Annotated in this window: 10 protein-coding genes and 1 pseudogene; 8 read left to right on the top strand and 3 right to left on the bottom strand. The window is 65.0% G+C overall.

Going from position 1 to position 18,049, the window contains the following annotated elements; genetic code table 11:
- The 4 genes from KO516_RS22140 (at position 1) to KO516_RS22125 (ending at position 6,603) form a co-directional block, all read left to right on the top strand.
- On the top strand, positions 1–993 hold the full coding sequence (locus KO516_RS22140) for a hypothetical protein (RefSeq protein WP_216005961.1): 993 nt from the start codon (positions 1–3) through the stop codon (positions 991–993).
- Between the two features lie 5 nt (positions 994–998).
- On the top strand, positions 999–2,423 hold the full coding sequence (locus KO516_RS22135; RefSeq protein WP_216005990.1) for a mannose-1-phosphate guanylyltransferase/mannose-6-phosphate isomerase: 1,425 nt from the start codon (positions 999–1,001) through the stop codon (positions 2,421–2,423).
- 163 nt (positions 2,424–2,586) lie between these two features.
- A complete protein-coding gene (locus KO516_RS22130) occupies positions 2,587–5,949 on the top strand; it encodes an exostosin family protein (RefSeq protein WP_216005960.1) in 3,363 nt (1,120 codons plus the stop codon).
- A gap of 75 nt (positions 5,950–6,024) precedes the next feature.
- Complete coding sequence (locus KO516_RS22125; RefSeq protein ID WP_216005959.1) at positions 6,025–6,603, top strand: hypothetical protein; 579 nt, start codon at positions 6,025–6,027, stop codon at positions 6,601–6,603.
- Positions 6,604–6,757: 154 nt separating this feature from the next.
- Here KO516_RS22125 and KO516_RS22120 read toward each other — a convergent pair whose 3' ends face one another.
- Positions 6,758–8,428, bottom strand: coding sequence for a glycosyltransferase (locus KO516_RS22120; protein WP_216005958.1), 1,671 nt, complete (start codon positions 8,426–8,428; stop codon positions 6,758–6,760).
- Entirely contained in the window at positions 8,425–9,504 is a 1,080-nt protein-coding gene (locus KO516_RS22115; protein WP_216005957.1) for a sulfotransferase family protein, read from the bottom strand. Before KO516_RS22115 ends, KO516_RS22120 begins: the two co-directional genes overlap by 4 nt.
- Before the next feature lie 449 nt (positions 9,505–9,953).
- Here KO516_RS22115 and KO516_RS22110 point away from each other — a divergent pair, with 449 nt between their 5' ends.
- The 3 genes from KO516_RS22110 (at position 9,954) to KO516_RS22100 (ending at position 16,600) form a co-directional block, all read left to right on the top strand.
- Positions 9,954–14,984, top strand: coding sequence for a hypothetical protein (locus tag KO516_RS22110; RefSeq protein ID WP_216005956.1), 5,031 nt, complete (start codon positions 9,954–9,956; stop codon positions 14,982–14,984).
- A gap of 153 nt (positions 14,985–15,137) precedes the next feature.
- Entirely contained in the window at positions 15,138–15,896 is a 759-nt protein-coding gene (locus tag KO516_RS22105; protein WP_216005955.1) for a hypothetical protein, read from the top strand.
- Positions 15,893–16,600, top strand: a complete 708-nt coding sequence (locus KO516_RS22100) for a sulfotransferase (protein WP_216005954.1) — start codon at positions 15,893–15,895, stop codon at positions 16,598–16,600. The genes KO516_RS22105 and KO516_RS22100 overlap by 4 nt, the downstream gene beginning before the upstream one ends.
- Positions 16,601–16,627: 27 nt before the next feature.
- On the opposite strand, the gene KO516_RS22095 is transcribed toward KO516_RS22100, so the two are convergent.
- Positions 16,628–17,671 carry a DUF2793 domain-containing protein gene (locus KO516_RS22095; protein ID WP_216005953.1) on the bottom strand — a complete coding sequence of 348 codons (1,044 nt, stop codon included), beginning with the start codon at positions 17,669–17,671 and terminating at the stop codon, positions 16,628–16,630.
- A gap of 196 nt (positions 17,672–17,867) precedes the next feature.
- Here KO516_RS22095 and KO516_RS22090 point away from each other — a divergent pair.
- Positions 17,868–18,049 (top strand): annotated as a pseudogene (locus tag KO516_RS22090) (UDP-glucose 6-dehydrogenase); the annotation flags it as partial.

The following is an 18,049-nucleotide window of genomic DNA, read 5'->3' as shown; positions in this document are numbered from 1 at the left end:
ATGAAGACCCTCGTCTTCGGTTTCAGCGTCACCGGGGATACCCCCGGATACGTAGAGTTCTGGCACAGAGACCACGCCGCGTCGCATCCGGACATGACCCTTCAGAAGATCGCCATCGGTGGTCTTCAGCCGGGGATGGGGCGCTACCTGATCCCGCTGATGCTTGAACGCTACGCGCCGGACATGGCGGTCTTCGAGCTGGTGACCCCAGTCTATCGGCTGCGTCCCCCGACCGACTGGATCCGCAACGACCACACGCAGACGGTGAACTTCATCGTCGGGATCTGCGCGGAGCGCAACATCCGGTGCGGATTTCTCGACCTGCCGCAGGAGAACATCGATCCGGCGATTGACTGGATGCCGGGAATCCATGCGGAGATCCTCGGCCGTTGCGGCATTCCCAATGTCGGCATCGACTTGGTGCCGGACACGCTGCGCGATAACGTGCATCCCAATGACACGGGCCGCAAGATCTATGCCGATGCGCTCGAAGACCTGATCGGCCGGATGCTGCGGTCAGGCACGTCCGGCTACGGGTTGGCGGCGCGGACGCTCTATTACGATGCGTTTCATTTTTCCGATCTCGATTACGATGGCGGCGTCATTGCCGATTTTGAACGCAATGGCTTCGAAACCCAGGTGCTGCAGCTCGAGGCTCGCGAGAGCGTTCGCCTGAAGCTTCCCGCGCCGGTGAAGGTGGTCGGGGCCCTTATCGGCATGGGGCCACGGACCGGCTACATGGATCTGCGGATGAACGGTGACGGGCAGATCATCAACTGTTTCGACCAGCATTGCTACTATCAGCGCATGGGCGGCCGGTTGATTTCGGCGAAGATCACCGACGAAGTCACGGTGGTGCAGGGCAAGGCGATTCCCGAGACGCCCTTGGCCAAGGGCGTGAAGAGTTTCGAGCCGAGACGCGGCACCATCAGTCATATTTTCTACGAGACCAACTGGAACGATCCCATTGGTATGAAGAGGCGTACAAGATGACCACAATGACGATCCACCCCATCCTCCTTTGCGGCGGATCCGGCACACGGCTCTGGCCGCTTTCGCGCAAATCCTATCCCAAGCAGTTCGCTAAGCTGATGGGCGATGACAGCCTGTTCCAGGCCTCGGCCCGGCGCCTGTCGGCGGATGGCTTTGCCGCGCCCATGGTGCTGACCGGAGAGCCTTTCCGCTTTATCGTCACCGAGCAGCTGGCGCAGATCGAACAGGCCCCCTCGGGCATTCTGATCGAACCCGAAGGGCGCAACACCGCCCCCGCCATCCTTGCTGCGGCGCTGTGGCTGTCGCGCAAGGACCCCAAGGCGCTGATGCTGGTGGCGCCCTCGGATCACGTCATTCCCGACGCGAGCGGTTTTCGCAGCGCCGTTCAGGCCGCCGTGCCGCGCGCACAGGCGGGCGATCTGGTGACCTTCGGCATCGCGCCCAACCGCCCCGAAACCGGCTATGGCTACCTTGAAATGGCCGCCGGGGCCGACCCCAAGGCGAGCGCGCCGCAAACCCTTGCGCGCTTTGTCGAAAAGCCCGATGCGGCGCGCGCCGCCGACATGCTGGCGGCGGGCAATTTCCTGTGGAACGCCGGGATCTTCCTGTTTACCGCGCAAACCGCCGTCGATGCCTACCGCGCCCATGCGCCCGCATTGGTCACCGCCGTCGAAAAGGCGCTGGACGAGGCGCAGGAGGATCTGGGCTTTACCCGCCTTGCGCCGGGCCCCTGGGCCGAGGCCGACGACATCTCGATCGACTACGCCATCATGGAGAAATCCACCAATCTGGCGGTGATGCCCTATGCGGGCGACTGGTCGGATCTGGGTGGCTGGGACGCGGTGTGGATGGAAAGCGGCCCCGACGATGCGGGCAACGTGTGTTCCGAGCACGCCACCGCCATCGATTGCACCGATACGCTGCTGCGCTCCGAAGTGCCCTCGCTGGAACTGGTGGGCATCGGTCTTGACGATATCGTCGCCATCGCCATGCCCGACGCGGTGCTGGTGGCCCACAAGTCTCAGGCGCAAAAGGTCAAGGATGCGGTCACCGCGCTCAAGGCCAAGGGCGCAAGCCAGGCGGTACAGCTGCCGCGCGATTACCGGCCCTGGGGCTGGTACGAAAGCCTTGTGATCGGCGGGCGCTTTCAGGTGAAATGCATCCACGTGACCCCCGGCGCGGCGCTGTCGCTGCAATCGCACCACCACCGCTCGGAACACTGGATCGTGGTCGAGGGCACCGCCAAGGTGACCATCGATGACGAGGTGAAGCTGGTGACGGAAAACCAGTCGGTCTACATCCCGCTGGGCGCGGTGCACCGGATGGAAAACCCGGGCAAGGTGCCAATGGTGCTGATCGAAGTGCAGACTGGCAGCTATCTGGGCGAAGACGACATCATCCGCTACGAAGACATCTACGCCCGCAGCTGAGGCACCGTTCTCCGGCCCGCAGGCGCGGGCCGGAAGGAAACTCGCGCATGACCCGCGGCGCACCCTATGATCAGCACAGCCCACGGTTCAGGGCCATTGCTGCGAGTGCGCGGCATGGATAGGTCCGTCACGCCCCGCCGACTGACATTTCAGGAACGACCCCATGTCAAAGACGATCTACATCACGACCCCTTGCCTGAATTGCGCGGATACCATCGACCGCACGATCCAGAGCGTCGTGACTCAGGCCGGGGATTTCTTCATCCGCTACCATGTACAGGATGCCGGATCGGATGACGGCACGCTGGAGCGGCTGGCGTGGTGGCAGCGCCATGTCGCCGGCAAGAGCTTTCCCCGACAGTGCCGGGGCATCGAATTCAGCTTCGCCTCGCAGCCCGACCGCGGCATGTACGACGGTCTGTGCAAGGGCTTTGCCGCCATGCGCATCCCGATGGACGGCTTCATGAGCTGGATCAACGGCGACGATTTGTTCATGCAGGGCGCCTTTGCCTTCATCGACGCGGTGGGCATGCAGTTCAGCCAGCAGCAGGTGTCGTGGGTGGGCGGGGCGACCTCGATCTTTCGCAACAACATGCCGGTGTCGGGTTTCGACAACCCGATCACGCGCGATGCGCTCAGGGCTGGGCTGTGCGAGGGCAAGCACTGGAACTTCCTGCAACAGGAAGGCACGTTCTTTCGCAAATGGCTCTGGGCGTCGGTCAAGCCCGAGCAAACCGTGGCCCCCATGCGCCTTGCGGGCGACTGGAACCTGTGGCGGTTGATGGCGGGCAAGGCATCGCTGGTCCAGACCAAGATGACGCTGGCCGCCTTCCGCATCACCGAAGGCCAGCTTTCGGCCAGCCAGCGCGACGCGTACATGGCCGAGATCAACAGCATCCTGCCCGAAGCCGACCGGCGCGCCGCGCTCGAGGCGCTGGCCGCCCCCGGCGCCGACCTGTGCCGCCGGATGTTCAGGATCGGCTATGGCGACGGCCAGCTGACGGTGATCGACGAGGGCCGCAACGGCATGTTGCAGCACAATCTGGGCAAGGTGTTCGGAGATGCGTCGCGCTTTGCGCTGACAGGCAACGCCGGGCAGGAAAAGACTGTCTATACCGGCACCCTGCCGGTGCCAGAGGCATCGCCGGACACCTGCATCAGCTTCGAGAACGGCATTCTGGCCTATGACCGCGACTGGCAGTTTCCCGCGATCACCGAACAGCAGGCATTCCATCAGGTGCGCGCCGCCGGCACGGTACCCGAGGGCGTGACCTATATCGCCTACCCCTGGGCCAACCTGATCGACAAGATCCAGACCAAGGCATCGGATGCCAACGTGCATTTGGCGCAATTCCACGATTTCTGCGATCGGCTGCCGCAGGATACCGTGCTGGTCACGGTCTGCCAGCACATCAAGATGAAGGAATTTCTGGACCTGTTTGAACAGGCCGGGATTTCCCATGTGTTCTGGACCCATGCCACCCATGAGGATCTGGCCCTTTGGGGGGGAGGATCGCTCGACATCCGGCCTTTCCCGCTGTTTCCTGTGCAGATACCCGAAGCGTCCGAACAGGTCGAGATCGCGGTGCGCCCCTATTTGTTCTCGTTCATCGGGGCGAAATCGAACCAGTATTACCTGACCGAAGCGCGCCGCCATATCCTCGAGCTGCTGCGTGAGCACCCGCGCGGGCTGATCATCGGGCGCGACGACTGGCATTACAACAAGGTGGTCTACGAACATCAGATCCGCCCCGGCGCGCGCAAGGGCAACGCCGACGATCTGGTCGACAAGTCCAATTCCGAACAGTTCCGCATTTCGCTGGCGCAAAGCGTGTTCTCGCTGTGCCCGTCGGGGTCGGGGCCCAATTCGATCCGGCTGTGGGAAAGCCTTGGCGCCGGGGCAATCCCGGTGGTGATGGCCGATACCTACGCGCCGCCGGGGGATCCTGCGCTGTGGCAGGCGGCGGTGGTCTTCTGCGAGGAAACCGCCGAGGCCATCGCGGCGCTGCCCGCCCGGCTTGAACAGATCGCCGCCGATCCCGAACGGCTGCGCGCCATGCAGCGCGCCTGCGCGCAGATCTGGCTGCTGTATGGGCCGCAAAGCTTTGTCTACGATGTGCAAAAGCTGATGCTGGAACTGGGGCAGGGCCGGCAAGCGGGCGCGCCGGCACTGGACCCGAGCCATGGCGGGCCGCGCCCCGACAATGCCGGCACGCCAATGCTGCGCGAGCTGCTGGTCGAGCGCATGCGCCTGTTGCCGCAGCTTGGCCAGCCCGACGCGCTGAGCCTGCTGCGCGTGTGCGCCGCCGAGCTGCTGACGACAGGCTCCGCGCTGCTGCCGCTTTACCGCGACGACAACTCGCCGCTGGGTCAGATGCTGACGCTGGCGCAGGATGTGCTGCCCGAGGGGCATCCGGCGCTGGCCCATTATCGCGCTGTTCTGGATTACGTCATGCACGCGGCGCCCACGGCACTGGCGGCGCCTGCGGTCACGGACTCGCAAGGGCTGCGCATCGCCTTTCTGGGGCGCCATTCCAACCGCACCCCGCTGAGCTATCCGTCGTTTCAGGCCACCGCCCGTGGCCGCATCCACGTGGTCGACGACCCGGCGCAGGCCGATGTCATCATGACCGGTTTCAACCTCGATCTGCGCGAAAAGGCCGAGGAATTCGAACAGGCGATCAAGGCCAGCCCCGACACCAAAGTCATGGTGATCTCCGAGGAACCGCTGTGGGATTCTCTCTGGTCGGGCGGGTTCACCGACACCGCGCGCAGCGCCTCCTGCGGCGACACGCAGCTGCCCTATACCTTCCTGAACCATGCTAATTCGGCCATCTTCGATTTTGAGCGCATCCCCTATTTCCTGCTGACCTCGGACGATCTTCTGACGCGCTACACCACGCTGATCGCGCGCAATCTCAAGCTGACTCCGCAGGATTTGCTGGCCCGCTGGCGCAGCGCCCCGGTGCCCGCCGCCTTTGTTGCGGAAAAGCGCGAGGGCGATAAATACGCGCTCGCCTTCCCCGAGCAGGAGGTCTGGGGCCTGTCGAGCTATCGCTCGGACGTGGCGGCGAAGATGGCGCAGATGCCCGGCGTATACATCGAGGGCAAGGGCTGGCACAGCGAGGCCCGGCGGCAGGACCTGCCCGACTGGCATCTCGACAAGCTGGCCAAGCTGGATGCGCGGGTGCGGGTGCTGTCGAGCTACGAAAATACCCATCAAAAGCAGTATATCTCGGAAAAGATCTTCGACGCGTTCGTCGTCGGCGGTATGCCAACCTATTACGCCGCGCCCAGCCATGCCATTCACCAGTTGGTGCCTGAGGCGGTCATGCTCAACAGCTTCGGGCTAAGCGCCGATGCCGCAGCCGAGCAGATCCGCAGCTTCGAGCCAGATCTTGCGGTGGCCGAGGCCTGGCTGGACACCGCGCGCCGGTTGCAGGCGCGTTTTGCCGATACGCAGGCGATCCGGGCCGAGCGGGTGCGCATCGTCGATGAAATCCTGCGGGAGGTGTCGGCGCTCTGACGCGGGGGCCGATCTGGACAAGCCTTGCGCTGCGTGGCAGTCCGGAGCAACGCACAGACCAAAGGGAGACCCGTCATGGCACACGCCCTGAGCGATACGTTGGCGCAAAGCCTTGCTGGGCTGCGCGAGGCCGGGTTTTCCGGCCCGCTGACCCAAGACGCGCCGCTGTCGAAGGATGTCTATCTCAGCTGGGATGCAGTAGAGGGAACGGTCGAAGGCGAGGTGACCTCGCAGCCCGGCATGTTGCTTGCGATCGACGCCGCGATCAGCGGAAAGCCCGGTTGGTGGGTTCTGAACATAGTGCTGGGGGCGGGCAGCCTTGCGCCCGGCAGCGTGTTGGGGCTGGTAGCCGATGTCGAAAGCGCCGAGGCCCGCGAGGTGCCGGTGTTCCTGCGCTCGGGGCGCGGCGATGTCACGTTGGATACCGACCTTGCCGAGCCGCTGCGCCTGCCCGCCGGGCGGCGGGTGGTCAGCCTTTTGCACGATGTGGACGCTGGCCAGCCGCTGGCCGGGGACGAGGCGTGGCACACGCTGGTTCTGCGTCTGCCGCGGCCGCGCACCAGCCTGACTCTGCACGATCTGCGCCTTTTGGTGACGCCGCCCGAGGCGGGACTGCGGGCGGCGCGTCGTAGCCTTGGCGGCTACGCGACATGAGCCTCTAGCCTTGGCGGCGACGCCTGACTGCCTCCGCGGCTGGCACGACTGTCTGATCGAAACATATGCACAAGGCACAGGCTATCGGGTAAGCACAGGGTGCCGGGCAAAGTTCCCGAATGCACATTCGTGCATTCGAGAAAAATTCCAGCTCTTATCGTTCCTCGGGGTCGCCGACGGTATCTTCGATCTCGCCCGGCTCGATCTGGTAGGCGCCGACGGGTACGTCCTCGTCTGCCGGGGCAACGCTTGCGCGCAATTCCGCGCCGATCTCGGGGTCGGCGTCGGGGGCCGAGGGCATCAGCCCGATGGGACGCACCGGCGCGGCATAGACCTGATGCAGCTCGGCCAGATGGTTTTCCATCGAATAGGGCGCCAGCGCCCGCGACCAGTAGTCCGACAGGTCGATCTCGCCGTCGAGCATCGCCTGCACGCGGGCGTGGAAATCGTCGATGTCGCCAGAGGTAAAGCGCATCTCGGGGCTGTTGCCCAACTCCTGCGCGCCGCCCAGATCCGAGGTCAGCAGCGGGATGTGGCGGGCGTGCATCTCGATGGCGACCTGCGGCAGGTTGTCTTCCCACAAGACCGGGATCACCCCGACACCGACGCCCTCGAGCAGCGCGTCGAGCTGATCGTGCGAATAACCGTCGGCATATTGCACCGAGGCAAAGCGTTCGGACAGCGCCACCACGCGCTCCATCGTCTCGTGATCGCCGCGGCGCGAGGCGATGACAAGGCGCACCCGCTCGGCCAGCTCGATCGGCATCTCTTCGAGCGCCTCGAGCAGGAAGTAAAAGCCCTTGTCGCGGCGCATGTAGCCCAGAAACGCCATGGTCAGCGTGCCGTCTTCGCCCAGCAGGGTCTGGGCGGGGCTGGTCTGAGCGAATTTCTCGGCGTGGCGGGTGCCGATATAGCTGGTCTCCAGCAGTTCGGGCGCGATGCCGTAACGGGCGGCCACCTCGCCGACGCGGTGCGACACGCACAGCACGCTGTCGCAATGGGTGTTGATCAGCGTCGCCATGTCGCGGCGGCGCTTGACGAACTTGAGGTTGCGCGCCTCGAGCTTTTCCAGCACCTGACCGGGGCTGCGCTGCACGCTCACCTGCGCTGCCATCGAGGCCGGGCGCGAGCGGCGGATGCGCCGCGACCAGAACCGCACCACGCGGTTGGCCACCCGCATCGCCGGGCCGAAGCCGCGATCGAACAGGCGCGAGCCGGGGCGGATGCCGGCCTTTTTCAGGTTGAACGCCACGCCATTGGCCAGCCGGATCACCCGCTGGTCATGCTGGTAGGGCAGGCAGCTCACGCATTTGCGCCCCTGATCGTAATCGAGACAGTTTTCCGCTTCCTGATACCACAGGTTCACCTGCGGGCAGACCGGGAAATAATTGTGCAGCGACAGGATCACCCTTGTGTCGGGGAAATGTTCCTTGAGCCTCAGCACCCCGGCGGGGATGCCTTCGAGATTGTTGAAATGCACCACGTCGAACGGGCCCTTGGCGCGCAGGAAATCGAAAAACGCCGCCTCGGTGGCCGGGTCTTCGACCTGACGCGGATCGCCATAGGAATGATGGCCGGGGGCGAGCACGCCGGAATTGACGATCTCGTAGCGCAGGGCGCGATCTTCGGCGGGGCCGTGCTTCATCGCCTCCCAGCGTGGCACATCCGACAGGATGTCATAGGAAATCCCCGAAGACAGGAACAGGCAGTCGGTCGCGCCTTCGCCGTTCAACGCATGGATCACGTTCTTCTGGTAGATCGACACGCCGCCGCCGCGCCGCTCGTCGTCGAGATAATCGACCCAGTTGTAGAACAGAATCCTCATGAGTCTTCCTTCTTGAGCAGCTGCGCCTCGAGCGCCTCGATACGCTTTGCCAGATCGGGGATGCCGAAGTTCTGTACCCGCTGGCGCAGCTGGATGAATTCGGTGAAAACGAAGCCGATCAGGATGTTGCGGTCGATCTCTTCCTGCGAGCGCCCCTCGGGCAGGTTCTGCGCGAAGCGCTCGATCGGCAGGCTGCCGCCAGCCTGTTCGGCCAGCCAGTCCAACCCGTCCTTCGATTGGGCGCGGATCTCGTCCATGCCGCGCAGGCGCTCGGCGCGCAGCTTGTCCTGCGCCCCCAGATAGGACAGTGCCTGATTGCGCACCGCCTTTACGCTGGCGCGCGGGAAGCCGAGGTTCTGCATCAGGCGCAGCAATTCGGCGATGCGATCGTCAAGCCGCGGGTTCGGATCGCTCTGGGCCCGTTCCAGTTCGACCGGCAGCGCGATGTCCAGCGCCTTCAGGAAATCGCGGTGCAGCGCGTTGGGATCGTTGCGATCAAAGCGGTAGGGCCGCAGGATGACGTTGTCCTTGCCGGCGATGTCGATCCACGGCTGCAGCGCGCGGCGATAGTCGAAATGCACATCCTCGATTTCACCGCCAAGGGCGGTTTCCATGTCCGAGACCGGAATGTTCATCTTGATCAGCTGGTTGTACCAGCTTTGCACATGCGCACCGGGTTCGCGCAGATAGGCGACGACCTTGATCTGGATGTCGCCGCGCTGGCCCAGCAGCTCCTTGAGGATCTCGACGGCCTTCGGAAACTGGCCAAGGCGCATCAGCTCTTCGGAGCTGATCAGCACCCGGTCCTGTGGGCTACGCCGCACATGATCGAGCAGCATCCCCCACATCTGCCGCGGCGAGGTTTCATCGGTGTAATCGAACATCAGCGGGCCGGTGACCTCGGCCGCTTTGAGGATCGAAAAGGCAAAGGCCGAATGCTTGGCGTTGTGCATCCACAGGTCGGGATAATCGACGCCCTTGTTTCTCAGGAAACGGCCGCTTTGCGAAAAGAAGACCTGAAGGGCGGTGGTTCCGGTCTTGTAGTGACCGATGTGCAGAATGAGCGTCTTTGCCATGTGGTCCGGTTCTTCTGGTTCTTCTGGTTCTTCTGGGCCGTGCCGAAGGCTCTGCCAGCGCGGGCCCCCGGGGTGCATTAGGTTTGAACGTCTGTGCAGCACAATGCGGGCAAGGGTCAAGCCATGCGCGGCGGGGCCGGGCAAAGCGCGGCCCATCCGACACCCTTTTGCCGCCTGAAGGCGCGGGGCGGGAACGGGGCAGGCGGGGGCGATGCTGTCCCCGCGCCAGACAACCGGTGGTGATCCGATATAAGTCTGTACAGCTTTCCTGAGGTTGTTACCCTGCCACTCGGGACACGGCAGGCGGGCGGAAAAGCGGCGAAACAACGGCGAGAGCACAGAAAATCATCTGAATTGAGACGCTGCCGACAAGCCTGTCTTAACCAGAAGGTAAGACGGGCGCGGCCATGGTCGCGCGACTCCCAGACTCAGGACAAGGGTAGACATCAGTGGCTGTAGTGAACGGAACCCCGAATTCAGAAGCGCTTGCTGGCACGGAAGGTGCGGACAGCATCACCGGGTTTGCCGGCAATGACACGCTCACTGGGCTTGGGGGCAATGACACCCTTCTGGGCGGCACCGGGCAGGATGTGCTGGAGGGCGGAGCGGGAGACGATTCGATTCAGGGCGGTGCCTCGGACGAGGCCGACAGCCTGAGCGGGGGCGATGGCAACGACACGCTCGTAGGCGAAGGCGGCGCCGACCTGATGCAGGGCGGCGCGGGCAATGACGACATGCAGGGCAACGTTGGCAACGACGTGATGGACGGCGGCGCGGACAACGACAGCCTGATCGGCGGGGCGGGCAACGACAGTCTGTCGGGCGAGGACGGCGACGATGAGCTGATCGGTTCGGACGGGGCCGACACGCTGATCGGCGGCAGCGGCAGCGACGCGCTGTATGGCGGCACCGAAAACGATGTCCTGCAGGGCGGCGACGGCGCCGACATGATGAACGGCAACGACGGCTCTGACACGCTGCAAGGCGGGGCTGGCAATGACACGTTGATCGGCGAGCAGGGCAATGACACGTTGCAGGGCGAGGATGGCGATGACAGCCTGACCGGCGGTCTCGGCACCGACAGTCTGGAGGGCGGGGCTGGCAACGACACGCTGTCGGGGGGCGATCAATCCGACACGCTGATCGGCGGCGCGGGCAATGACAGCCTTGACGGCAACGAATTCGGCGACCGGCTGGATGGCGGCGATGGCGATGACACGCTGACCGGCGGCACCGGCAATGACACGCTGTTCGCGGGTCTGGGCAGCGATCTGCTGCTGGGCGACGAGGGCAACGACAGCATCACCGGCGGCTCCGACGGCAGCGGGCTGTACGGCGGGCTTGGCAACGACACCCTCACCTCGAACGGCGGTGACGACACCATCAACGGCAACGAGGGCAACGACAGCATCACCGCCGGCGGCGGCAACGACAGCGTCGACGGCGAGGATGGCGATGACACCATTCTGGGCGAGGGCGGCAGCGACACGCTGTCGGGCGGGCTTGGCACCGATGCCATCGACGGCGGCGAAGGCAATGATTTCCTGTCGGGCGGCGATGGCGGCGGGCGCGACACGCTGATCGGCGGGCTGGGCGATGACACGCTGGATGGCAACGACGGCTTCGATCTGCTCGAGGGCGGCGAGGGCGACGACATCCTGTCGGGCGGCGCGGGCAACGACACGCTGAATGCGGGCCCCGGCCTCGACACGCTGTATGGCGGCGATGGCAATGACCTTCTGACCGCCAATGAACCCGCCAACGCCCTGTATGGCGGGCTGGGCAATGACACCATCGAGGCGGGCGGCGGCGATGACATCATCAACGGAAACGAGGGCAACGACAGCGTCACCGCCGGCGATGGCAACGATTCCGTCGACGGCGAGGATGGCAATGACACGCTGATCGGCAACGCGGGCAACGACACGCTGACCGGCGGTCTGGGCTCCGACCTGCTAGAGGGCGGCGTGGGTGATGACATGCTGTCGGGCGGCGACGAAGGTGGGCGCGACACGCTGATCGGCGGGCTTGGCAACGACACGCTGGATGGCAACGACGGCTTCGATCTGCTGCGCGGCAACGAGGGCAACGACATCCTGTCGGGCGGCAAGGGCAATGATACCGTCTTTGGCGAAACCGGCGCCGACGAGCTTTACGGCGGCGATGGCAACGATCATCTCGACGGCGGCGAGGGCGACGATCCGCTGATCGGTGGCGGGCTTGGAAACGATCTGATCTTCGGCGGCAGCGGCAATGATTTCGTCACCGGCAACGAGGGCGACGACACCGTTTTTGGCGGCAATGGCGACGACATCGTCTCGGGTTACGATGGCAACGACGTGATCTTCGGCGGCTTTGGCAACGACCATGTCGGCGGCAACAAGGGCGACGATTTCGTGCATGGCAGCGCCGGCGACGACTTCGTCTTCGGCGATCACGACATCGACGTCGCCTTCGGCGGCACTGGCAACGACTATCTCGAGGCCAACCACGGCCCCGACCGGTTTCTGCATGGCGGCGCCGACGATGACACGCTGATCTTTGTCTACCAGGCGGGTCCCGACTTCACCATTGCCGACATCACCGTTGATTCCGGCCCGCTGTGGGGCTTTGCCGGCGCCTTTGGCGGCACCGGCGATGACGTGGTGCGCGGCGCCGATCTTGTCGGCTTCCTCGGCGGCGGCGCGGGCAACGACCTTGTCGACGGCACCACGGCCCGCACCCGGATCACCGACAGCAACGGCGACACTTTCGAGATCGACGGCGGCACCCGTATCATGGGCGGCGCAGGCCATGACATCCTGATGGGCAGCGCCACCAACAACACCTTCTACGGCGATTCCGCGCTGGAATTCGCCCCGCAGATCGCGCTGCTCGACAGCCTTGCCGGCGCGGCCGACAACACCGCCAGCTGGCAGGCGGCGCTGGCCTGGATCTTCGATTTCCAGAATTCGATGGTCACCGGCAACCTGATCGCCGCGCCCCAGGCCACCGACATCTTCGTCATCGGGCGCAACCACGACTACCTGTTCATCGACGAGGCGACGCCGACCCAGATCATCACCAACCCGGCCGACGGCACCGACGTGATCATGGATTTCGACCCGGCGCATGACAAGCTCGACATGAGCGCGGCGGATCGCAGCGCCGAATACCTGTTCAGCCAGATGATGCAGGACGGGGTCGACGTAAAGCTGATCACGGCGCGCGGCACGGTGATCCTCAAGGACACGCTGCTGTCCGACCTGACGCTCGAAATCTTCAACCTCGACGGCGCAGATCAGTCGGGCACCGGGCATTTCCTCGATGATTTCATCGTCGATCCCACCCCGGACGAGATCGACGACAGCCCCGCCGACGACAGTATCAAGGTGGTGGTCGCGGACGACACCGCGCTCGATCTTGGCCAGACCGACGGGCATGACCACATCTGGTTCACCTCGTCTCAAAGGCTCGACACCCAGCTCGATCTGCGCGATTCAACCCAGACCCTCGGGTTTGGCGACGACATCTATTTCGACAATGGCCAGGGCAACAACATCGGCGGCAACGCCGGGCGTGACATCATCATCATGCTCGACGGCGACGACGAGATCCACGGTGACGACAAGCCCGACCTCGTGATCGGCGGCACCGGCGACGAGCGGGCCGAGGGCAATCGCGGCAACGACATGATGCTGGGCGAGGCGGGCAGCGACAACCTGCTGGGCGGCTTTGGCGATGACTGGCTCGACGGCGGCTGGGGCAACGATGCCATGACCGGCGACTTCGGCGACGACACGCTGATTGGCGGGGGCGGCAATGACGCCATCGACGGCTCGAACGGCAACGACCTGATCCGCGGCGACAGCCCCACCACGCTGGACGAATTCCGCGAATGGGTGATCACACAGTTCTACGACGTCACCATGGCAGCCTACGATCCGGCGATCCACAGCGTGGGTTATCTCGATCTTGAAAACCTGCGCATCCGGCCGGAATTCTACGATCCCTCCGATCCGGCGTCGCAATATCTCATCACCATCCCGGCAAGCCTGTCCTACGCCGACGGCGATGACGTGCTGTTCGGCGATTACGGCGACGACACCATCTATGGCGACGGCGGCAACGACACGCTCAAGGGCGGTCAGGGCTATGACGTGCTCGACGGCGGCACCGGCAACGACGAGCTTTACGGCTGGTCGGGCGAAGACACGCTGAGCGGCGGCGCGGGCCATGACAGCGCGGTCGGCGGTCTTGGCCGCGACCTGATCGACGGTGGCTGGGGCAATGACACGCTGGACGGTGGCGGCGGCATCTACGCCGACACGGTGAATGGCGGCGGCGGCAACGACAACATCCTTGGCGGCGGCGGCAACGACACCCTGATGGGCGATGCGGGCAATGACACGCTCAACGGCGAAACCGGTAACGATACGCTGGATGGCGGCATCGGCAATGACCGGCTGTTCGGCGAGGGCGGCAACGACCGGCTGCTCGGTGACGAGGGCGATGACACCATCATCGCCGGCGACGGCAATGACGTTGTCGAGGCGGGCCGTGACAATGACTCGGTCACCGGCGGGGGCGGCAATGACGACATCAAGGGCCAAGCCGGGCGCGACACGATCTCAGGCGGCGAAGGCGACGATTTGCTGGCGGGCAATCGCGGGCGCGACGTGGTGATGGGCGACGCCGGCAACGATTTCGTGCTCGGTCTCGAAGACAATGACACCCTGCGCGGCGGCATCGGCGACGACACGCTGCTGGGTGGCACTGGCAATGACCGGGTATCCGGTGATGCGGGCGACGACATGATCTTTGGCGGCAACAACGATGACCGGCTCGACGGCGGCATCGGCTCTGACCGCATGTTCGGCGGCGCGGGCTCCGACGTGGTGATGGGCGGGAACGACAACGACATCCTTGCCGGGGGCGGCGAGAACGACACCGTCGAAGGCGGCGGCGGCAACGATCGCATGTTCGGCAACGCGGGCGATGACCGCATGCTGGGCGGCGCCGGCAATGACACGCTGGAAAGCCACGACGGCGCCGACAGCCTGTTTGGCGGTGCGGGCAATGACGTGCTCAAGGGCGGCCTGGACAACGACACGCTTTATGGCGAGGCGGGGGCCGACAATCTGTTCGGCTCGACCGGCAACGACGTGCTGTTTGGCGGCACGGGCAATGACACGCTGAACGGGATGGAAGGCGACGACGTGCTGAACGGTGCAACCGGGGCCGACAGCTTTGTCTTCGGCAACGGCAATTTCGGCAGCGACACGATCTCGAACTTCGCCACCGCGGCCTTCAACACCCAGCACGATGTGATCCACTTTGCCGCGGGCGCCGAGGTGGCGACTTTCGCGCAGTTCGTGAACAACGCCGTCCAGACCAGCGACGACGTAATCTATGATCGCGGCGGCGACGGCATCAACGTGATCACCATCGAAAACACCGCGTTGGCAAACCTTTCGGTCGACGATTTCATCTTCGGCTGATCGCCCCGCCAGACAGAAAAGGGTCCGCAGACATGCTCTGCGGGCCCTTTTTCCTGCCCGGCTTCGCCCTTCGAAGCCTTGACCTGCCGCGAAAAGGGCGGTTTCTGTCAGCCGACCCTGTGCCCGCGACCCGTGCCCGCGAAAGGACATCCCATGCCGCAGAAGCCCTGGCTCATCCTGACGCTGCGCCGCACCGGGGGCACATCGCTGACCGCGTTTCTGGCCGGGATCTCGCCCTTTCCCAGCATCGAGCACGAGCCGTTCAACATCGACCGCCTGTTCGGCCCTGTCACCCGCGCTTTTCGCGACACCCAGGATCTGGACGCGCTGCGCGCTGGCATCGCACAGGCGCTGGGGGATGACCCGGCAAAGCGGCCCAACATCAAGCATTGCTTCGACGTGGTGCCGCCCGCGCTGACCGCCGAACTGATCCGCGCCTGCGCCGCGCGCGGCTATGCCATCCTGCTGTATACGCGCGGCGACGAGGCGCGGCGACTGCGCTCGCTGTTCCTGGCCCTGTCGACCGGGGCCTGGGGTGGAGCCGAGGCGCGCCGCATCTACCCCGAGATCCGCGCAGGGCGCATCACGCCCAAGCCGATCAAGGAGCTGAACGTGCGCCGCCGCCTCGCCGAGGATCGCAAGCGGCTGGCGCTGGTCAAGGGACAACTCGCGCAGGAGGGCATCGCCCACAGCTGCCGCCACTTCGAGGAATTGTTCGGCGCAGGTGTCGATTCCGCCGCAGAGGCGCGCAAACTGGCCGCCGAAATGGGCAGCGAGGTGGCCCCGGACGATGCGGCGCTGCGTTGGTTCGATCGCGGCGGCAAGCAGGGATCCGAGGATATCGCGGATCTTGTGCCGGGCTATCCGCAGGCGGTGGCGCTGCTCGACCAGCTTTGCAAGCCCTCGTCATGACAGGAAATTTCTCGCACCCCCCCGGCGGCTACGTGTTCATCGTCACCTATGGCCGGTCGGGATCGACGCTGCTGCAGAACATCCTGAACGCCATCCCCGGCTATCAGATCCGGGGCGAGAACAACCACGCCATCCAGCCGCTGGCGCAAAGCTGGGCGGCGGTGAACAGCTCCGAGCCGATGCGCGGCGCGCGCAAGGCGGGCGTGCCGACACCGCCAGAAGACCCGTTTTATGGCGCGGAAAAGATCGACCCAGATACCTGGGGGCAGGCGCTGGCCGACACTTTCGTGCGCGAGGTGCTGCACCCTGACCCGGGCACGCGGGTTTCGGGCTTCAAGGAGATCCGCTTTCACCTGCGCCCCGGATTGTTCGCCCCGACGCTACACTTTATCCGCAGGTTCCTGCCGCAAAGCCGCTTTGTGTTCAACACGCGCGATCATGCGGCGGTGGGCCGGTCGGGCTGGTGGGCAAAGATGGATCCGGAGGCGGTGCGCAAAGAGCTCGAAACCGCAGAAAAGCTGTTCGCCGCCTATGCGACAAAGCATCCACGGGTCTGCCATCGTGTCCATTACGACACTTATGTCAGCGCACCCGAAACACTGAAGGCGCTGTTCGATTTTCTGGGTGAAGAGATGAAGCCCGATGTGATCGAGCGGGTGCTGGGCACGCCGCTCGATCATGCCCGAAACCCGGGCGGGGGCTGACGGCAGGCCGAAGGCCCACCGCCGCGTTCAGTACCAGCGGCCCATCGCGATGACCTCGACCGAGGCGGCGATGCGGGTGCCGGAGGTGTCGAAGGCATAGACCTCGACCGTGCTGGCGCTGGCCGCATCCGAGGTGGCGATGATTGCCGTGGCGCCCTTGCCCGCGACCGTCACCCGCGGCGCGGCGGCAAAGGCGGCGGCAAAACTCACCGTGCTGGTGCCCGAGGCCGCGACCGACACCGTGGCGGAGCAGAACTGCGTGCCATCGGCGTGGCGCACATAGCTGCCGCTGGCGCTGTCGCCGCTTTCGATCGCGGCGCCGGTCGGGGTGCCGCCCGATTGCGCCACCGTGCCCACGAGGTTGCCGCGCCCATAGGCGTAATCGGCCCGCGCCAGCCGCCCCGGCGTGATGTCGGTGGCCGTGCCTTGCACCGCCGCGCCCGAGGCCAACCCGCTGGCGGCATCGATCACCAGCGCCTCGGTCCAGACGCTGCCATCGGCGGAGACCTTGAGGTGAAAGCTGCTGTCTCCGGTAAGGCCCATCTCGGCGTGGCCGGTCCAGCCCGACTGGTAGAGCAGGCTGGCGGTGTCGGTGCCACCCGCCTTGTTCAGCACCAGCCGGTGGTCCGCGCCGGCGTTGTTGAGCAGCGTCGCATCGGCGCTGACGCTCAGCCGGTTGGTGGCATCGGCGGTGGCGTTGATGCCAAGCATGGAAAACGTGCTCGCCCCCGAGGCCAGCGGCATCCAGACGCTGCCCGACCATGTGCGCATCTCAGCCTCGGCAAGGCCAAAGGCGCACCATCCAGCGCGCGGTTCAAGGAAGGTCCAGGCGGTGCCGTCCCAGCTGGCGATCTCGTTGTCATGGCCGGTCCAGGCGCCGGTGGCGCCGGTCCCCAGCGCATGGTTTTCACCGGATACGGGGCTGGCAGGGGGCGTCACGGCGCCGAAGCTTTCAAGGCGCATCTGCACGAGCGTGTCGAGCAGGCGCAGCGCCTCGTTATGGGTGACGTGTTTTTGTGCCTGCGAGGGCTGAATACAGGGCAGGCCCAGCTGCGGGGTGTTCTCGCTCATCGTTCCTCCGGCGGTCGGGACAGGAAAGGCTTGTCCGTATGGCGTTACCGGTCCGACAATCCTTCGAAAATCTTAACAATACTCTGGAGCACCGCGCGTTGCAGGGACCCGGGCCAGCGGCGTCTTGAGGCCCCGGCCAAAGGATTCTACACCGGGCGCAATGTGTCAGGCCGTTGCCGCAAAAAGGAATACCGAGATGAAGATCGCCGTTGCCGGCCTGGGCTACGTGGGCCTGTCGAATGCCGTGCTGCTTGCGCAGAACAACGAGGTCACCGCCGTCGATGTCTCGCAAGAGCGGGTCGACATGGTGAATGCGGGCAAATGTCCGATCGTCGACGCCGAGCTCGAAGAGTTCCTGGCAGAGCGCAAGCTGACGCT

It is taken from the genome of Citreicella sp. C3M06, from assembly GCF_018860705.1.
Lineage (GTDB): Bacteria > Pseudomonadota > Alphaproteobacteria > Rhodobacterales > Rhodobacteraceae > Salipiger.
This window is presented reverse-complemented; position numbering and strand designations above follow the sequence as displayed.